Source organism: Corynebacterium marinum DSM 44953, assembly GCF_000835165.1.
Classification (GTDB): domain Bacteria; phylum Actinomycetota; class Actinomycetes; order Mycobacteriales; family Mycobacteriaceae; genus Corynebacterium; species Corynebacterium marinum.
This window is the reverse complement of the sequence record NZ_CP007790.1, coordinates 665,980-682,287: the sequence shown is the minus strand read 5'-3', so window position 1 is coordinate 682,287 and position 16,308 is coordinate 665,980. Positions and strand designations below refer to the sequence as shown.

The window sequence follows — 16,308 nt, the reverse complement described above, 5'->3', positions numbered from 1 at the left end:
TTGCCAGGGGTGGACCGAGACGCTATTGTTACCGATCGTAGATAACAAAGCGGTCACAATCGCGTAACCCAATGGTTGTGGCAATCAACGGAAGAAGGCTCCATGCGTCAGAAGGCTCAGCGGTCGATGGCAGGTCGACACCGCAGGATCACCTCCTCGCAGACGACCAAGGGCCGCATCGCCCTCGTCGCGGTGGCAACCGGCGCAGTCTCCACCGCAGGCATCGGCGGCGCAGCCGCCGCGCAGCTCCAGGCCCAGGCTCCGGAGCAGGCCGCCACCGCTTCCCCGGAGATCGAGCTCGCCGCCAACGCCGCCGGCCTCGCCGCCACCGCTTCCGAGGTCGCCCCGCAGATCCTCAACATCGCCGAGTACAAGCCGGCTGCCGGCCTCGCCGACCAGCTCACCAAGGCTGTGGAAGCCAGCAACGTGCGCGCGCAGATGGATCAGGCTCTCCGCGCCGCCTCCGTCGTCAAGCCCGCCGAAGGCGCTTTCACCTCCGGCTACGGCCCGCGCTGGGGCACCCTCCACGCAGGCATCGACATCGCTAACGCCGTGGGTACCCCGATCCTCGCGATCATGGACGGCACCGTCATCGACTCCGGACCTGCCTCCGGCTACGGCCAGTGGATCCGCATCCGCCACGACGACGGATCCGTCTCCGTCTACGGCCACATGGTCACCCTCCACGTCGGCGTCGGCGAGCGCGTCACCGCCGGCCAGAACATCGCCGGCATGGGCAGCCTCGGTTTCTCCACCGGCTCCCACCTGCACTTCGAGATCCACCCCAGCGGCAACGGCGCCGTCGACCCGGTCCCGTGGTTCGCCGAGCGCGGCGTCTTCATCCAGTAGCTGCTCCTTATCCTCTTATTCGGGGCCCGGCCATCAGGCCGGGCCCTTTTTGTTATGCGCAACCCTCCTTCATGCGCCGAAACCCCAGCTAATCTCTTAACCAGAAGCCGGGTTCCGCCCGGCGCGCGCCCATCCGCAGGGAGTCCGCCATGACCGTCATGCCCGCTCCGACAGGGGCATGAGTCATGTCCCCCGCCTCCCCGTACCCTCTTGAACTCCAGGGTGTCTCCTGCCTCCTCGGCAGCGGCGAACGTGCCGTCATCGCGCTGGACGAGGTCTCCCTGACCGTCAGTCCCGGCGAGCTCGTCGCCGTCATGGGCCCGTCCGGCTCGGGCAAGTCCACGCTAATTCATGTGGCCGGTCTCCTCCGGCCGCCCACGTCCGGACGAGTGCTCCTGGACGGTGCCGACGTCTCGCACCTCACCCGTGCCCGGGCGGCCGAGGCCCGCCGACGGCGGATCGGCCTGGTTTTCCAGAACTGCAACCTCGTTCCCACCCTGACCCTCGCCGAGAATGTCGCCCTTCCCCTGGAGCTGGACAACGTACCGGCCGTCGGCATTGCGGAAGCACTCACCCGGGTGGGGCTGGAGGGAATGGGAGGGCGGTTCCCCGACGAGGTCTCAGACGGGCAGGCCCAGCTGGCCGCCATCGCCCGCGCGCTCATCGGCCCACGTACCGTGCTGCTCGCCGACGAACCCACCGGCGACCTGGACCAGACGACCGGCAACCAGGTCCTCAGCACCCTGCGGCGTTGCGTCGACGCCGGCGGCGCCGGCCTGCTGGTCACCCACGACCCCGAGGTCGCCGATTGGGCGCACCGCGTCGTCCGGATGCGGGACGGAAGACTGCTGTGAGAGCATTCCGGGCGTCGATACGCGTGGCCCGGCGCGATGCCGTGCGTCACCCCCTCGTCTCCCTCCTCGCCGTGCTGATCGTCGCCATTCCGACGGCGCTGGTCGGCTACTTCCTCATCCAGGAAAGGTCCGGCGCCACCGCCTATGAGATGAACCTCGCACCTGTCACCGCCACCTACATCGGTGGCCAGTGCCGGCAGTCACCCGACGGTTACTCCCATGACTGCACGGACACAGCCGATGAGCGCCCGCAGCAGCAGATCCTCCTGGACGTTCTTCCCCACGGTTTCAGTGCGCAGCCGGTGATCACCGGACTCGTCACGCTGGAAAGCCCCACTGCGGCGAGAGAGACGTCCCTGTTCCAGGTGGACCCCGCCGTTCCGCAGGCCCCCACGCCCGGCGAGATCCGCCTGATGCCCTCCCTGCGGGAGCAGCTGGGGGTGGCACGTGGAGAGACGGTCACGCTGACCGCAGGGGACGTCACGGTCGAGGTCACCGTGGCCGCCGACACCCCGGGTTACGAGGCCCTGCTCTCGCACCCGACCACCAGCGACCCGGCCACTTTCCGCACCTCCCGGACGTTGGAGATGGTCTGGCATCTGGCGGGCGACCGAACGTTGACGTGGGACGACGTGGGCAGGCTCAACGCAGTCGGCTTCACCGTCCAGAGCCGGGAGATCCTCGGCACTCCCCCGCCGCCCGCCGCGGGACTGGAGGGCCGCTACGTGGACGTCATCGATCCGCCGTTTCCCTTCCTGTGGGCGGTCCTGGCCGTGGTCTTCGGAACGATCGTGGCGCTCGCCGTCGCCCAGATCTTCTCGCCCGTCTTCGCCATCCCCGTCAACCGGCAGGCCCGGACGTTCGCGCTCATGTCCGCCCAGGGCGCGGCTCCCCGTCACATCATCTGGTCGGCCCTGACGTACGGAACCCTCGCGGGGTTACTGGGGGCCACCGGCGGTGTGCTGACCGGAGGTGCGACCGCCCTCGTCCTGTGGCCCAGGCAGTTCCCGGACTGGCCCATCGTGATGCCCTGGCTGGCTCTTTCCGCCCTGTGGGCCTTCGCGGTGGCCGCGGCGACCGCGGCCGTGCTGCTTCCCGCCTGGTTCGCGTCCCGGGCAGACGCCCTCAACGGTGTCCCACGGGCAGTCTCAGGCAGGGCCGTCCGCCTCCAGCGGTGGACGTGGATCGGACCCGGACTCCTCCTTCTGTCCGCGCTCGCCCTCGCCATCAGCCTTCTACCGCCTCCTCCCCCGAACTTCGAGGACCTGAACTGGGCCTCGCTGGCCTCCGCGCTCGGTGCCCTCATCGGCTTCATCGGGATCGCATTCACGGCTCCCGCCATCGTCCTGCTCCTCGGGCGTCAGGTCACTCGGCCACTGCCTGCGCGTCTCGCCGCACGCGACATGGCGGGCCAGCCGCTGCGGTCGATGCCCGCGGCCGCGGCCATCGCAGCGCTGGTGACCCTGTCCACTTTCAGCGCGGTCCAGTCGGAGGCTTTCCACGACCGTGCCATGGCGTGGGAGAGGCAGACCTACAGCCCCGGGGTCATCGCGGTCCCGGATTCGCCCCGGCGGGAGGAGACGGTCGAGACGGTCTCCGACGTCGTCGGCCCCGTCGCACGGGAGGCCGTCTACGGGATCAGCTACGACCGGTCCTCCCGGTTCCACGCCTTCCTGGTGGCCGACCCGGAGATTACGGAGCCCTGCCGGCCCGGCGAACCCTGCCGTCCGCAGGCGCTGGTCCCCGGCCCCGGGGACCTCTTCGGCGCCCCCGTCGTCATCGCTTCGCCCCTGCTTCTCGACGCCCTCTCCGTCCCCGCCACCATGCCGTCCGGCGCCGCGATGCTGGTGCCCGGCACCATCGAGAAGGACGAGGCGGCCTTCCAGCTGTACACGGACATCGAGGAACCCGTCGGAAACAAGGTGGACCTGCGGATCAGCCCGATTCTCCCGGAGACGGTCACGGACTGGATGCCCACGCCGGAAGCCTTCGGGCAATTCGGGGTGGAGTCGGAATTCCTCGGGGAGATCCTCATTGCCGAACTCCCCGTCACGTCTGAGATGCGGTCCGAACTCGCAGGGGTCGACGCGAACATCCGCACCCCCGGGGTGCCCCTCCAGCGGTCGCCGGCCGCCCGGCTCTACGTCCCCGGCGGGGTGCTGCTCATCGTGATCCTCACGCTGGTCCTCTCGGCGGGGCCGACGCGGCGCCGCAACGCGTTGTTGGAGTCCGGCGGCGCACCGCCCCATCTGGCGCGGGCCACCGCCGCTTTCGCGGGTGCGCTGATCGCCCTGACTGGCGCCGTACCGGGGTTCATCGCCGGCCATGTCGGAGCACTGTCGACCTCCCAGTCACTCATCCGCCACGTCAGCATCGACTGGGGGCTGGTTCTGGGGCTGGTTGTGGTCGCGCCTGTGGTCGCCGCAGTGATCGGCTGGGCGATCACTCCGGGGACGACGTTGCCGGAGGATCTCCGCGACTGAGGCGTGCCCTCCTTTCCGCTACCCCCGATCCCTCTCCCCCAGGAGTTACATTCTGCCACTCTCTCAACATGCGTAACACCTCCGTGACCTGCGTCGACCGGGGAGGCCCTGACACGGAACTGCGGTGTCACCTGGGTTTTCGCGTTGCCGACCCCCCTGCGCCTCGGTAGTTTTGACCCGTCCCCAAAACGAAAAGGTAACGCACGATGAAAAGAATCGGCCCCAGGGCGCTTCTCGCTGCCACGGTCCTCGTCTCCGTCATGTCCCCGGCGGTGACCGCCCCCGCGGCAGGCGCACAGGAGGCCACGTTCCAGGTGACCGAGGAAGGTGTGGCGGGAGCTGATCTCAACGATCTCATCACCACCGTCAACGCCGTGGGCAAGCTGGCGGAGACCCTGACTTCCACCGGTCAGAACAGCGGCGGGGAAACCGCCGGCGGCACCGACCTGCAGGTCATCCTCGACCCGCTGCAGGCCCTCTCCTCCGCCCTGTCCGTCATGTCCCCGGGCAGCCTCGAGGACGTCGACCTCAGCGACGTTGTCAGCACCGTCCGGATGTCCCCGGTCCGCGGCGAGACCGCCGACGGCCGTACCGTGGTGTTCCCCACCTCCGGCCGATTCACCTCCGGCTACGGCGCCCGCTGGGGCGCCACCCACGAGGGCATCGACATCGCTGACCCGGTGGGCACTCCGGTCCTGGCGGTCATGGACGGCAAGGTCATCTCGGCCGGCCCCGCCAACGGCTTCGGCCAGTGGGTCCGAGTGAAACACGACGACGGCTCAATCTCCGTCTACGGCCACGTCGACACCGTCGATGTCCCCCTCGGCCAGCGGGTGACCGCCGGCGACCAGATCGCCACCATCGGCAACGAGGGCGAGTCGACCGGCCCGCACCTCCACTTCGAGATCCGCCCTGCCGGCAACGGCCCGGCCGACCCGGTCACCTGGTTCGCCCAGCAGGGCATCGACGTCGTCTAAAGCTTCTCCATCGGCACCCCGCCGATGAGCATGAGGCGCACCTTTCCGGAGGAACCGAAGTCGATGGTGACGGTCGCCCGGGCGCCGGAGCCGTCGGAGGCGATGACGGTGCCCAGTCCATATTTGTCGTGGTTGACCCGGTCCCCCACCGCCAGCTGCAGGTTGCTGTTGGAGCTCCGTGCCTTGGGCAGCGCCGGTTTCTTCGGCACCGCCCGGCCCGTGGTCGACTGGCCCCGGGATCCGGACCACGACCCCGACCAGGATCCGCCCCCGCTGCCGCCGCCCCAGGAATCGGACCAGGACTGCTCCGGTTCCTCGCGCCGCCAGTCGATCAGGTCCTCCGGGATCTCCCCGAGGAAGCGGCTCGGCGGGTTGGTCACCGCGTTGCCCCACGAGGAACGCAGCATCGCCCGGGTGACGTAGAGCTGGCGCCGCGCGCGCGTGATGCCCACGTAGGCGAGCCGCCGTTCCTCCGCCAGCTCCTTGGGATCTCCCAGCGAACGCAGGTGGGGGAACTGACCGTCCTCCCACCCGGTGAGGAACACCACCGGGAACTCCAGGCCCTTCGCTGTGTGCAGGGTCATCAGGGTAACCACGCCGTGCTCGTTGTCGGGGAGCTGGTCCGCGTCCGCCACGAGCGAGACTTTCTCCAGGAACGCCTGCAGCGACCCCGGCTGGGGGTCGCCCTCCTCCGGCTCGAACTCCCCGCCGTCCATCTCCGCGTAGGCAACCTGGTTCGCCGCTTCCGAGGAGAATTCGCGGGCCACCGACACCAGCTCGTTGAGGTTGTCCAGGCGCGCCCCGTCCTGCGGGTCGTTGCTGGCCTCCAGCTCGGCGCGGTAACCGGTGATGTCGAGCACCCGGGAAATGACTTCCCCCAGGTCAGGCATGCCGGTGGCCTCGTTGACCATCGACGGCATCTCCGCACGCACGGTGTCCATCATCTCGACGAACTTCACCACGGCGTTGCGTCCGCGGGCACCCAGGAGGGGAATCTTGTCCGCCCCGGCGTCGAGAAGCGCGGCACCGAAGGACACCGCGTTGTTCTGCGCGTGCAGCGCGATGAACGCCTGCGCCCGGTCGCCGATCCCCCGGCGCGGGGTATTGATGATGCGCCGCAGGCTCACCGTGTCGTCCGGGTTGTCCAGGATGCGCAGGTAGGCGACGATGTCGCGGATCTCGCGGCGCTCGTAGAAGCGGGTGCCGCCGACCACCTTGTACGGGATGCCCGCCCGGATGAACACGTCCTCCAGCGCGCGCGACGCGTTGTTCGTCCGGTACATCACGGCGACATCAGAGTAGCTGGCGCCCTTGTCGACGACCGCGTCTATCTCTCCGGCGATGAACCGCGCCTCATCGTGCTCGTTGTCCGCCACGTAGCCGATGATCTGCTGGCCCTCCCCGAGCGCAGTCCACAGCTTCTTCTCCCGGCGGCCGTCGTTGCGCGAGATCACCGAGTTGGCCGCATTGAGGATCGTCTGGGTCGAGCGGTAGTTCTGCTCCAGCAGGATCGTCCGGGCCTGCGGGTAGTCCCGCTCGAACTCCTCGATGTTGCGGATCGTCGCGCCGCGGAAGGCGTAGATCGACTGGTCGGAGTCGCCCACCACGCACAGCTCGGGGGCGTCCGGCCCCTTGCCCACCAGCGTGGAGATGAGCATGTACTGGGCGTGGTTGGTGTCCTGGTACTCGTCGATGAGCACGTGGCGGAAACGTCGGCGGTAGTGGTCCGTCACCTGCGGGTGCTCCTGGAATATGCGGACCACCTCCCCGATGAGGTCGTCGAAGTCCACAGCGTTGGAGGAGCGCAGGCGCCGCTGGTAGTCCCTGAACACCTGCGCCACGGTCAGTTCGAAGGGGTTGCGGGTGGCCTCCGCGTCGGCCAACGCCTCCTGCGGACTGACGAGCTCGTTCTTCAGGTTCGAGATCGCGGAGGCAAGCACCCGCGCGGTGAACTTCTTCAGGTCCAGGTTGTGGTCCTTGGCGATCATGCTGAGCAACCGACGCGAATCATCCGAGTCGTAGATGGTGAAGTTGGTGTTCAGTCCCGGCACGAGCTGCGCCTGCTGCCGCAGGATCCGCACGCAGACGGAGTGGAACGTGGCCACCCACATCCGTTCCGCCACCGGCCCCACCAGGCCCGCGACGCGCTCGCGCATCTCCGCGGCGGCCTTGTTGGTGAACGTGATGGCCAGGATCTGCCAGGGAGCGACCCCGCGGTGGCGCATGAGGTGCGCGATACGACGGGTGAGCACCGCGGTCTTGCCGGAACCGGCGCCCGCGACGATGAGCAGGGGGGAGCCCTCGTGCTCGACGGCGGCCTTCTGCTGCTCATTGAGGCCGAGGGTGAGGTCAGTGGACGACTGGGTAAACGGCGAATTCATGATGCTTAACAACCTACTAGTCCGACCCGACATGACCCCCGTGGCACAATAGCCGCATGACTGACGCTGCTGAACCCCAGTTCGAGATCCGTATGCCCTCCGGCACCGACGATCCTCTGTCCGACGCGGAGATCCAGCAGTACCGCCAGGAGATCGACCGCCTCGACCGTGCGATTCTCGACGCCGTGAAGCGCCGCACCGAGGTCTCGCGCGCCATCGGGAAGACGCGCATGGGTTCCGGCGGCACCCGCCTGGTCCACACGCGGGAGCTGGCGATCATCAACCAGTTCCGTGCGGAGCTCGGCCCCGAGGGCACCGTCATCGCCAACGCTCTGCTGCAGCTGGGCCGCGGCCGCCTCGGCTGACGGTCCACTCCTGCCGCGGACCGCCCCGCATGTCGGCCAGATGACCGGTCTCGAACCCGACGTCCCCGCCAGGAAGCGCGCCACCGGTCGCCTCGCGGGGACCCCGAACGCCACCGTCCTGACCGATGTCTTCCCTGACCACCGGCCGGAGAAGGGTCACGACCTGGCCACCGGCGACCTGCTGGTTGTCGGGCTCTCCGCCAACCGAAGTGTCACGGCCTGGCTGGTTTCAGGGCTCCAGCCTCCCGTGGTTCGCGCCGGGTCCCGGCTGCACCGGGAGTCCGCGGACATCGGGGTACCGGTCATGAACCCCGGGAGAATCTGGGGGAGATCCGTGCCACCGTCCGCCGGATCCTGCCCGGAGCTCATGTCCGGCGCGTCCGCTGCTACCGCTGCCGGCGGCGCTGGACGAAACCTACAGCGGCAGCGAGATGAACTTCGGCTCGAGGAACTCGTGGATCCCCTCGAAGCCGCCCTCGCGGCCCAGGCCGGACTCCTTGACTCCGCCGAAGGGGGCGGCCGGGTCGGAGAGCGCGCCCTTGTTGACTGCGACCATGCCGGCCTCGATGCGCTCGGCCAGCGACAGCGCGTGGGTGAGGTTCTCGGAGAAGAGGTAGGAGGCCAGGCCGAAGGGGGTGTCGTTGGCCAGCGCCACGGCTTCGTCGTCCGTCTGGAAGGTGGTCACCGCGAGCACGGGGCCGAAGATCTCCGTGCTCAGGATCTCCGCGCCGGCCGGGATGTCGGTGAGGACGGTGGCCGGGAAGTAGAAGCCCGCCGGGTCGAGCCCCTCGGGGAGTTCGCCGCCCAGGGGGCGGGAGGCGCCGCGGCTGAGTGCGTCCTCGACGAGCGCGCTGACCTTCTCCAGCTGGTCGGCGCCGGAGAGCGGGCCGAAGGTCACGCCTTCGTCGGTCCCCCGGCCGAGACGGAAGGAGCCCATGATCTCCACGGCCCGGGCCACGAACTCCTCCTTCACTGAGGAGTGGACGAGGAAGCGGTTGGCGGCGATGCACACCTGGCCGGCGCCGCGCATCTTCGCGGTGGCCACGGCAGTGGCCGCCAGCTCGAGATCCGCGTCCGCGCACACGATGTAGGGGGCGTTGCCGCCGAGTTCCAGGGAGACGCTCATCGAGTGCCCGGCTGCCTTCGCCGCGAGCATCTGCCCCACCTCGGTCGAGCCGGTGAAGGTGAGCTTGCGGAGGCGGGGGTCGTCGAGAAGCGCCGAGACGTTCGAGCTGGAGCCGGTGGGGACCACGGCGAGGACACCGTCGGGCAGCCCCGCCTCGGCGAGCAGCTTCGCCAGATACAGCATGGTCAGGGGAGTCTTCGACGCCGGTTTGATGATCATCGTGCAGCCGGCGGCCAGGGCGGGGGCGATCTTGCGGGCGCCCATCGCCAGCGGGAAGTTCCACGGGGTGATCGCCAGGCACGGGCCGACGGGCTGCTCGTGGACGATGATGCGGGAATGGCCGGCCGGGCTGTGCCGGTAATCGCCCCGCACGCGCACACCCTCCTCCGCGAACCAGCGGAAGAACTCCGCCCCGTAGGTGACCTCGGCCCTCGAATCGGGCAACGCGCGGCCCAGTTCGGCGGACTGCAGGTAGGTCAGCTCCTCCACATGCTCATGGACGAGTTCGAAGGTGCGCCGCAGGATCTCCGAGCGCTCGCGGGCGGGAGTGGCCGCCCATCCCGCCTGCGCGGCGCAGATGGAGTCCAGCGCGCGGCGGGCGTCGGCCGCCGAGGCGGAGGCGACGGTCGCGAGCACACCGGCGTCGGAGGGGTCGACCACCTCGAAGGTAGCGTGGCCTTCGGCGTCGACGAAACGGCCGTCGATGAACAGGCCCTTCGGGGCGCGGTCGATGAGGGTGGCGAGCTCGGTGGGGTTCATGCTCCCACCTTTACCCGCTACTGCTCGGTCGAGTCGAGGACAACCTCGAATTCCAGCAGCTCAGCGCCGCTGGCGACGGGCTTGCGGTTGCCGCCGTGCGCCGCGCGTGCGTCGCCGTCGCGCCACGCCGCGTAGGACTCCTCGTCGGCCCAGCGGGTGACCACGAAGTAGCGGTCCTCGCCCTTCACCGGGCGCAGCAGCTGGAAGCCCTCGAAACCGGGGGAACCGTCGACGGACTGCTTGCGGGCGGCGAAGCGGGACTCGAGTTCGGGGCCTGCGCCCGCGGGAACGGAAATGGCGTTGATCTTGATGATGCTCATGGGTGCCATTATGCCGACATCTTCACATCCCGGGCGCAGGGTGCTCTTCTTCACTACATTCGGAAGAGATAAATGTTTCTCCCCCGATAGGAGCCCCGCCATGGTCGACATCACCACCTCCGCAGAATGGAAGAACCTGGAGGCCGTGTACGAGCGCACCCAGTCCCAGACCCTGCGGGAGCTGTTCGCCGCAGATCCGCAGCGCGCCGAGAAGCTGACCATCGACGCCGCGGGGCTGCATGTGGACCTGTCGAAGAACCTGGTGGACGACCGTATCCTCGCAGCGCTGACCGCCCTCGCCCAGGAGGCGCAGTTGTCCTCGGCGATCGAGGACATGTTCGGCGGCGCGCACCTGAACATCACCGAGGACCGTGCCGTCCTGCACACCGCGCTGCGCCTGCCGGTGGAGGAGAACCTCGAGGTGGACGGCCAGGACATCGCCGCGGACGTCCACGAGGTCCTCGGCCGGATGCGGGACTTCGCCTCGGCGCTGCGCTCGGGGAAGTGGCTGGGCCACACCGGCCGCACGATCAAGAAGATCGTCAACATCGGCATCGGCGGCTCCGACCTGGGTCCGGCCATGGCCACGCGGGCCCTGCGCGCCTACGCCACCGCCGGCATCACCGCGGAGTTCGTCTCCAACGTGGACCCGGCCGACATGGCCGCCACGCTGGAGACCCTCGACCCGGAATCGACCCTGTTCGTCATCGCCTCCAAGACCTTCACCACCCAGGAGACCCTCTCCAACGCCCACGCCGCGAAGCGCTGGCTGCTCGAGGCCTTCGACGGGGACTCCTCGGCCGTCGCGAAGCATTTCGTCGCGGTGTCCACCAACGCGGAGAAGGTCGCCGAGTTCGGCATCGACCCGGCGAACATGTTCGGCTTCTGGGACTGGGTAGGCGGTCGCTACTCTGTGGACTCCGCGATCGGCCTGTCGCTCATGGCAGTCATCGGGCCGCTGGACTTCATGCGCTTCCTTGAGGGTTTCCGCGCGATGGACGAACACTTCCGCGCGACGCCCTTCGACCGGAACCTCCCCGTTCTCATGGCGCTGCTGGGGATCTGGTACGTCAACTTCCACGGCTTCGAGACCCACGCGGTGCTCCCCTACTCCCAGGACCTCGCGCGATTCCCCGCCTACCTGCAGCAGCTGACCATGGAATCCAACGGCAAGTCCGTCCGCCGCGACGGCTCCGCGGTCAGCCACTCCACCGGAGAGATCTACTGGGGTGAGCCCGGCACCAACGGCCAGCACGCCTTCTACCAGCTCATGCACCAGGGCACCCGCGTCGTTCCGGCGGACTTCATCGGCTTCGCCCGCCCCAAGGACGACCTGCCGACCGCCACCGGCGAGGGCTCCATGCACGATCTGCTCATGGGTAACCTCTTCGCCCAGACCAAGGTGCTCGCCTTCGGCAAGAACTCCGAGGAGATCGCCGCTGAGGGCGTGTCCGCCGACCTGGTGCCCCACAAGGTGATGCCGGGCAACCGCCCGACCACGACCATCCTGGCGGAGGAACTCACCCCGGCGGTGCTGGGCGCGCTGATCTCCCTCTACGAGCACATCACCTTCGTGCAGGGCGTCATCTGGGACATCAACTCCTTTGACCAGTGGGGAGTGGAACTGGGCAAACAGCAGGCCACCCAGCTGGCGGCCGCAGTGTCCGGCGCGGAGGAGGCCGACTCCGGCGACTCCTCCACCGACGCCCTCATCGGTTGGTACCGGGGCAACCGCTAAGGGGCACCGGGGGGGTGCCCGCGGGCGATAGGCCCCCGCGGGCCGCCCGCGGCCGCTAGTGTCTGTAGACCATGGGCGACGCAGTCTCGACAGACACCTACACCCCTCAGCAGCGCACGAAGTACCGTCGGCAGCTGATGAACGACCTGGAGGTCTTCGACCGCCACCTGCAGAAGGCAGATTTTGAGAGCCGTGGCTCGATCGGGCTGGAACTAGAGCTCAACCTCGTCGACGAGAACATGCAGCCGGCCCGCAAGGGCCCTGAGGTTCTCGCTCAGCTGGGCGACGAGTACCAGTCGGAGATCGGCATGTACAACGTCGAACTCAACCATCCGCCGCTGAACATCGCCGGGGACGGGCTGCGCCAGTTGCACGAGGGCATCGCCGGACGCATCGCCGAGGTGCAACGCGCGGCGGGCGAGGTGGGCACCCGGGTCGCGATGATAGGCACGCTGCCCACCGTGACCACCGAATTCCTCTCCGATCCGGGCTGGATGACCCCGGAGAACCGCTACCGGGGCCTCAACAACGCGATCATGCAGAGCCGCGGCGAGCTGGTCCACATCGACCTGTCCAACCAGGAGGAGTACCGCCACGAGTTCTCGGACATCTCCCCCGAATCGACGTGCACCTCCATGCAGCTGCACCTCCAGATTCCGCCGAACAGATTCGCCAGCGCCTGGAACGCCGCGCAGGCGATGGCAGCCGTCCAGGTCGCCCTGAGCGCGAACTCCCCGCTGTTCCTGGGCCGGAAACTGTGGCACGAGTCACGGGTGCCGGTGTTCCAGCAGGCCATCGACACCCGCACCCCGGAACTGGTCGCCCAGGGCGTGCGCCCGCGGGTGTGGTTCGGCGAACGGTGGATCACCAGCGTCTTCGACCTCTTCGAGGAGAACGTCCGCTACTTCTCCCCGCTCCTGCCCGAGTCGCGGGAGAACTCAGGCAAACCCATCATCGAGGGCCAGTCCCCCACCCTGCACCACCTCAACCTGCACAACGGCACCGTGTGGCGCTGGAACCGCCCGATCTACGCCCCCGGCAGGCAGCGCGCCCACATCCGGGTGGAGAACCGGATCCTGCCAGCAGGTCCCACCGTGACCGACATCGTGGCCGACGCCGCGTTCTACTACGGGCTGGTCAAACACCTGGCCGAGGAGACCCGTCCGGTGTGGTCGCGGCTGCCCTTCGAGACCGCCGAACAGAACTTCTTCTACGGCGCCCGGGCCGGCATGTTCGCCCGGCTCGAATGGCCGACGCTGGGGCGTATCGACGTCGCCTCCCTCATCGAGAACCACCTCATCGACCAGGCGCGCTCGGGCCTTCGCGCGCTCGACGTCGACGAGGATCTGATCTCCCACTACCTCGGCATCATCCGCGACCGGGTCCGCACCCGGCAGAACGGCGCCATGTGGCAGCTGCGCACGGTCAAGGCGCTCACCCCCTCCGGCACCAAGCCGGATTCCCCGGAACGGCGGGCCGCGCTGGCCGAGATGCTGCGCCGCTACCTGGCAAACCAGGCCACGGGAGAGCCGGTGCACACCTGGAAGATCGGCGCCTGATCAGCGGCCGGAGAAGTCCCATGGACGAGACCCTGCCGGGAGGAGATGGCAGGGTCTGCGGGGCCGGTGCGTGGGTCGGTTATGCGGTGAGCGTCTCCCTCCGGGCTGCCTCGGAGGTCAGCTCGGCGGACTGAGCCTGGACCGGGGCCTCCTCCTTGAGCGTGGGGCGTAGAAGGAGCATCGCGATACCGATGACCAGCAGCACGCTGGCCTCGTGGACGAGCATGCCGATCGACATAGTGACTCCCCCGAACAGCACCCCGGCGAGCAGGACCGCCACGGTGACCAGGGCGATGCCGATGTTCACGCGCATGGTGTTCACCGTCCGCCTGGCCAGTCCCAGCGCATAAGGCAGGCGGGGCAGCTTGTCCGCCATCAGGGCGATATCGGCGGTCTCGATGGCGGCCGGCGAACCGGCGGCGCCCATGGCCACACCGATGTCCGCCTGTGCCAGTGCCGGGGTGTCGTTGACCCCGTCACCGACCATGGCCACGACACGGCCCTCGGCCTGCAGCTCCTGCACGATGGTGAGCTTGTCCTCCGGCATCAGCTCGGCACGGACCTCGTCCACCCCCAGCTCGGCGGCGACGTTGCGGGCGACGCGCTCTGCGTCGCCGGTGGCCATGATGACCTTGATGCCGCGGGCATGCAGGGCCTCCACCGCGGCCGGCGCGTCGGCGCGGATGGTGTCCGCCACCGCGACGATGCCGACGGCCTCGCCGTCGACGCCCACGTACATGGCGGTCTTGCCCTGGTCGTTGAGCTCCAGGATCCGGGTGTTGTCCGGGGTCTTCTCCAGCAGCTCCGCCGAACCGACGGCGACCTCGAGGTCGTCGACCTTGGCCAGGATTCCCCTGCCCGCGACCGGGCGCGCCTTCTCGACCAGTTCGACGGCCAGCCCCCTGTCCCGGGCGCCGCGGATGATGGCGTCGGCCAGCGGGTGCTCGGAGGCGGTCTCGGCGCGGGCCGCCAGGGTGAGGACCTCATCCCGGGTGTAGGCGGTATTCAGGACATCGACGTCGGTCAGCTCGGGGCGGCCGTTGGTCAGGGTGCCGGTCTTGTCCACGACGACCGCGTCCACCTTCGCGGCGGTTTCCAGGTACTCGCCGCCCTTGATCAGGACGCCGTCCTTCGCGGAGCGGCCGATACCGGCGACGATGGAGACCGGGATCGAGATGACCAGGGCGCCGGGGCAACCGATGACCAGCAGGGTCAGGGCGAGTTCAATATTCTGCGTGAACAGTCCGGCCAGCAGCGCAGCGACCATCACACCCGGGGTGTAGTACCGGGAGAACTTCTCCAGGAAGGTCTGCGTCCTGGCTTTATCGTCCTGCGCGTCCTCCACCCGGTGGATGATCTTCGCCAGGGTGGAGTCCGAACCGATGCCGACGGCCTCGACCCGGAGCAGGCCGGCGCGCAGCCAGGTTCCGGCGAAGACCTCGGAGCCCTCCGATTTCTCGGCGGGGACGGACTCGCCGGTGATGGTGGCCTCATCGACGCCGCCGTGACCGGAGATCACGCGGCCGTCCACGGGGACCTGCTCACCGTTCCTGACCAGCACGACGTCGCCGGGCTCGAGTTCCCAGATCTCGACGGTCTCGGGCTCTCCGCCCCGCAGGACCGTGGCCGTTTCGGGGGCCGCCTCGACCAGATCGCTGAGCGCTTGGCGGGTGCGGTTGAGCGTCGCGCGCTCCAGCGCCTTGCCCAGCGCGAAGAGGAAGGTGACGGCCGCGGATTCCCAGTAGTTGTTGATGAACAGCGCTCCGACCGCGGCCACCACGACCAGCAGGTCGATCGAGATCATCCTGATTCGCAGGGCCTGCACCGCGGAAACCGCGATCTGCCAGCCGGCGACGACTGCCGCGGCGATCATCAGCCAGTCCCAACCGGTGATCCAGGAGAGGGTGATCAGTAGGCCGGAGACCGCTACGACGCCCCAAGTTTTCCAGATCTTCATGGTGTTTCTTCCTTCTTCGTGTTCAGTGGAGTTCCCTTGACACCTCTCAAGATATGACCTTCCCGAACCGGGTTCCTTGACGGAGATCAATCAGTCGGAGAAACCAAAAAGCCGCACCCGCCGGCACCGGAGGGTGCGAGCGGGTGCGAGCGGGTCGAGAACGGATCGGTGGCTAGATCGCCGAGGGCTTGGCGGTGTAACCGACCTCCGCGACCGCCCCGACGAGGTCGCGGACGCTGACTTTCTGCGGGTCGTGTTCCACCAGGATGCGGCCGGAGGAGAACTTCACCTCCGCGGACTCCACTCCGTCCAGACCGTTGAGCTTGGTCTCGATCTTGGCTACGCACGAGGGGCAGGAGAATTCATCGGAGCGGAGAGTCGTCTTCTTCAGGGCGGTCGGGGTGGTCATGGCAACCAGGTCCTTTCATCTCGGTGTCGTAGTCGTGCTGACACCTCTCAAGATATGGAGGCTCCGGCTCCTGTTCCTTGACCTGGATCAATCAGCCCGCTCCGCCCCCTAAAGCCTGACCATCGGCTCGTAGCCGAAGGGGATCCGGTCGGAGGAGACGATCTCTTTCCCGAAAGGGAAGCAGGTCACGGGGATCATCTTGATGTTCGCCCAGGCGAGCGGGATACCGATGATGGTGGCCGCCTGCGCGGCGGCGGTGGTGATATGGCCTATCGCCAGCCACAGGCCGGCGACGAGAAACCAGATGACGTTGCTGACGGTCGACAGGCCGCCGACCCCGCCGGTGGGTTGGACGACGGAGCGGCCGAACGGGGCGACGGCGTAGTTGGCCATGCGGAAGGAAGCGACACCGGCCGGGATGGTGACCACGAGCAGGCAGGCGAGGATGCCGAAGAGGACGTAACCGGCGGCGAGAAGAAAACCACCGGTGATGAACCAGAGGATGTTGAGCAGCAGCTTCATACCCTCAAT

General features: G+C 68.3%; 13 protein-coding genes. 7 read left to right on the top strand and 6 right to left on the bottom strand.

Annotated elements, in window-relative coordinates; all coding sequences use genetic code 11:
• Positions 1 to 102 precede the first annotated feature (102 nt).
• The 4 genes from B840_RS03310 (at position 103) to B840_RS03295 (ending at position 5,163) form a co-directional block, all read left to right on the top strand.
• Positions 103 to 849: a M23 family metallopeptidase gene (locus tag B840_RS03310; protein ID WP_042620956.1), complete on the top strand. Its 747-nt coding sequence runs from the start codon at positions 103 to 105 to the stop codon at positions 847 to 849.
• Between the two features lie 185 nt (positions 850 to 1,034).
• The gene (locus tag B840_RS03305) at positions 1,035 to 1,703 is read left to right on the top strand and encodes an ABC transporter ATP-binding protein (protein WP_042620955.1); all 669 of its coding nucleotides are present in this window, start codon (positions 1,035 to 1,037) and stop codon (positions 1,701 to 1,703) included.
• Positions 1,700 to 4,186, top strand: a complete 2,487-nt coding sequence (locus B840_RS03300; RefSeq protein WP_156971825.1) for an ABC transporter permease family protein — start codon at positions 1,700 to 1,702, stop codon at positions 4,184 to 4,186. The genes B840_RS03305 and B840_RS03300 overlap by 4 nt, the downstream gene beginning before the upstream one ends.
• Positions 4,187 to 4,392: 206 nt before the next feature.
• Positions 4,393 to 5,163 (top strand): M23 family metallopeptidase, encoded by a 771-nt coding sequence (locus B840_RS03295; RefSeq protein ID WP_042620953.1) that lies wholly within the window; start codon positions 4,393 to 4,395, stop codon positions 5,161 to 5,163.
• On the opposite strand, the gene pcrA is transcribed toward B840_RS03295, so the two are convergent.
• On the bottom strand, positions 5,160 to 7,544 hold the full coding sequence (gene pcrA / locus B840_RS03290; RefSeq protein WP_042620952.1) for a DNA helicase PcrA: 2,385 nt from the start codon (positions 7,542 to 7,544) through the stop codon (positions 5,160 to 5,162). The genes B840_RS03295 and pcrA overlap by 4 nt on opposite strands.
• 56 nt (positions 7,545 to 7,600) lie before the next feature.
• On the opposite strand from pcrA, the gene B840_RS03285 reads away from it, so the two are divergent.
• Positions 7,601 to 7,909 (top strand): chorismate mutase, encoded by a 309-nt coding sequence (locus tag B840_RS03285; RefSeq protein WP_042620951.1) that lies wholly within the window; start codon positions 7,601 to 7,603, stop codon positions 7,907 to 7,909.
• 415 nt (positions 7,910 to 8,324) lie between these two features.
• Here the strand turns inward: B840_RS03285 and B840_RS03280 are convergent, their stop codons facing one another.
• Both B840_RS03280 and B840_RS03275 read right to left on the bottom strand, forming a co-directional pair.
• The gene (locus B840_RS03280; RefSeq protein WP_042620950.1) at positions 8,325 to 9,794 is read right to left on the bottom strand and encodes an NAD-dependent succinate-semialdehyde dehydrogenase; all 1,470 of its coding nucleotides are present in this window, start codon (positions 9,792 to 9,794) and stop codon (positions 8,325 to 8,327) included.
• 17 nt (positions 9,795 to 9,811) lie between these two features.
• Positions 9,812 to 10,114 (bottom strand): antibiotic biosynthesis monooxygenase family protein, encoded by a 303-nt coding sequence (locus B840_RS03275; protein ID WP_042620949.1) that lies wholly within the window; start codon positions 10,112 to 10,114, stop codon positions 9,812 to 9,814.
• A gap of 100 nt (positions 10,115 to 10,214) precedes the next feature.
• Between B840_RS03275 and pgi the strand changes: the two genes are divergently transcribed.
• Both pgi and B840_RS03265 read left to right on the top strand, forming a co-directional pair.
• Entirely contained in the window at positions 10,215 to 11,852 is a 1,638-nt protein-coding gene (gene pgi / locus B840_RS03270; protein WP_042620948.1) for a glucose-6-phosphate isomerase, read from the top strand.
• A gap of 71 nt (positions 11,853 to 11,923) precedes the next feature.
• Complete coding sequence (locus B840_RS03265; RefSeq protein WP_042620947.1) at positions 11,924 to 13,411, top strand: glutamate-cysteine ligase family protein; 1,488 nt, start codon at positions 11,924 to 11,926, stop codon at positions 13,409 to 13,411.
• Positions 13,412 to 13,490: 79 nt separating this feature from the next.
• Here B840_RS03265 and B840_RS03260 read toward each other — a convergent pair whose 3' ends face one another.
• The 3 genes from B840_RS03260 to B840_RS03250 form a co-directional block, all read right to left on the bottom strand.
• Positions 13,491 to 15,368 carry a heavy metal translocating P-type ATPase gene (locus B840_RS03260; RefSeq protein WP_042620946.1) on the bottom strand — a complete coding sequence of 626 codons (1,878 nt, stop codon included), beginning with the start codon at positions 15,366 to 15,368 and terminating at the stop codon, positions 13,491 to 13,493.
• Between the two features lie 172 nt (positions 15,369 to 15,540).
• The gene (locus B840_RS03255; protein WP_042620945.1) at positions 15,541 to 15,777 is read right to left on the bottom strand and encodes a heavy-metal-associated domain-containing protein; all 237 of its coding nucleotides are present in this window, start codon (positions 15,775 to 15,777) and stop codon (positions 15,541 to 15,543) included.
• A gap of 108 nt (positions 15,778 to 15,885) precedes the next feature.
• Positions 15,886 to 16,299: a YccF domain-containing protein gene (locus B840_RS03250; RefSeq protein ID WP_042620944.1), complete on the bottom strand. Its 414-nt coding sequence runs from the start codon at positions 16,297 to 16,299 to the stop codon at positions 15,886 to 15,888.
• Positions 16,300 to 16,308 lie beyond the last annotated feature (9 nt).

What these genes read in the sequence shown, in the direction of transcription:
- B840_RS03310 (WP_042620956.1), top strand. Translation starts at nt 103, where the DNA reads ATGCGTCAGAAGGCTCAGCGGTCGATGGCAGGTCGACACCGCAGGATC.
- B840_RS03305 (WP_042620955.1), top strand. Translation starts at nt 1,035, where the DNA reads ATGTCCCCCGCCTCCCCGTACCCTCTTGAACTCCAGGGTGTCTCCTGC.
- B840_RS03295 (WP_042620953.1), top strand. Translation starts at nt 4,393, where the DNA reads ATGAAAAGAATCGGCCCCAGGGCGCTTCTCGCTGCCACGGTCCTCGTC.
- pcrA (WP_042620952.1), bottom strand. Translation starts at nt 7,544, where the DNA reads ATGAATTCGCCGTTTACCCAGTCGTCCACTGACCTCACCCTCGGCCTC.
- B840_RS03285 (WP_042620951.1), top strand. Translation starts at nt 7,601, where the DNA reads ATGACTGACGCTGCTGAACCCCAGTTCGAGATCCGTATGCCCTCCGGC.
- B840_RS03280 (WP_042620950.1), bottom strand. Translation starts at nt 9,794, where the DNA reads ATGAACCCCACCGAGCTCGCCACCCTCATCGACCGCGCCCCGAAGGGC.
- B840_RS03275 (WP_042620949.1), bottom strand. Translation starts at nt 10,114, where the DNA reads ATGAGCATCATCAAGATCAACGCCATTTCCGTTCCCGCGGGCGCAGGC.
- pgi (WP_042620948.1), top strand. Translation starts at nt 10,215, where the DNA reads ATGGTCGACATCACCACCTCCGCAGAATGGAAGAACCTGGAGGCCGTG.
- B840_RS03265 (WP_042620947.1), top strand. Translation starts at nt 11,924, where the DNA reads ATGGGCGACGCAGTCTCGACAGACACCTACACCCCTCAGCAGCGCACG.
- B840_RS03260 (WP_042620946.1), bottom strand. Translation starts at nt 15,368, where the DNA reads ATGAAGATCTGGAAAACTTGGGGCGTCGTAGCGGTCTCCGGCCTACTG.
- B840_RS03255 (WP_042620945.1), bottom strand. Translation starts at nt 15,777, where the DNA reads ATGACCACCCCGACCGCCCTGAAGAAGACGACTCTCCGCTCCGATGAA.
- B840_RS03250 (WP_042620944.1), bottom strand. Translation starts at nt 16,299, where the DNA reads ATGAAGCTGCTGCTCAACATCCTCTGGTTCATCACCGGTGGTTTTCTT.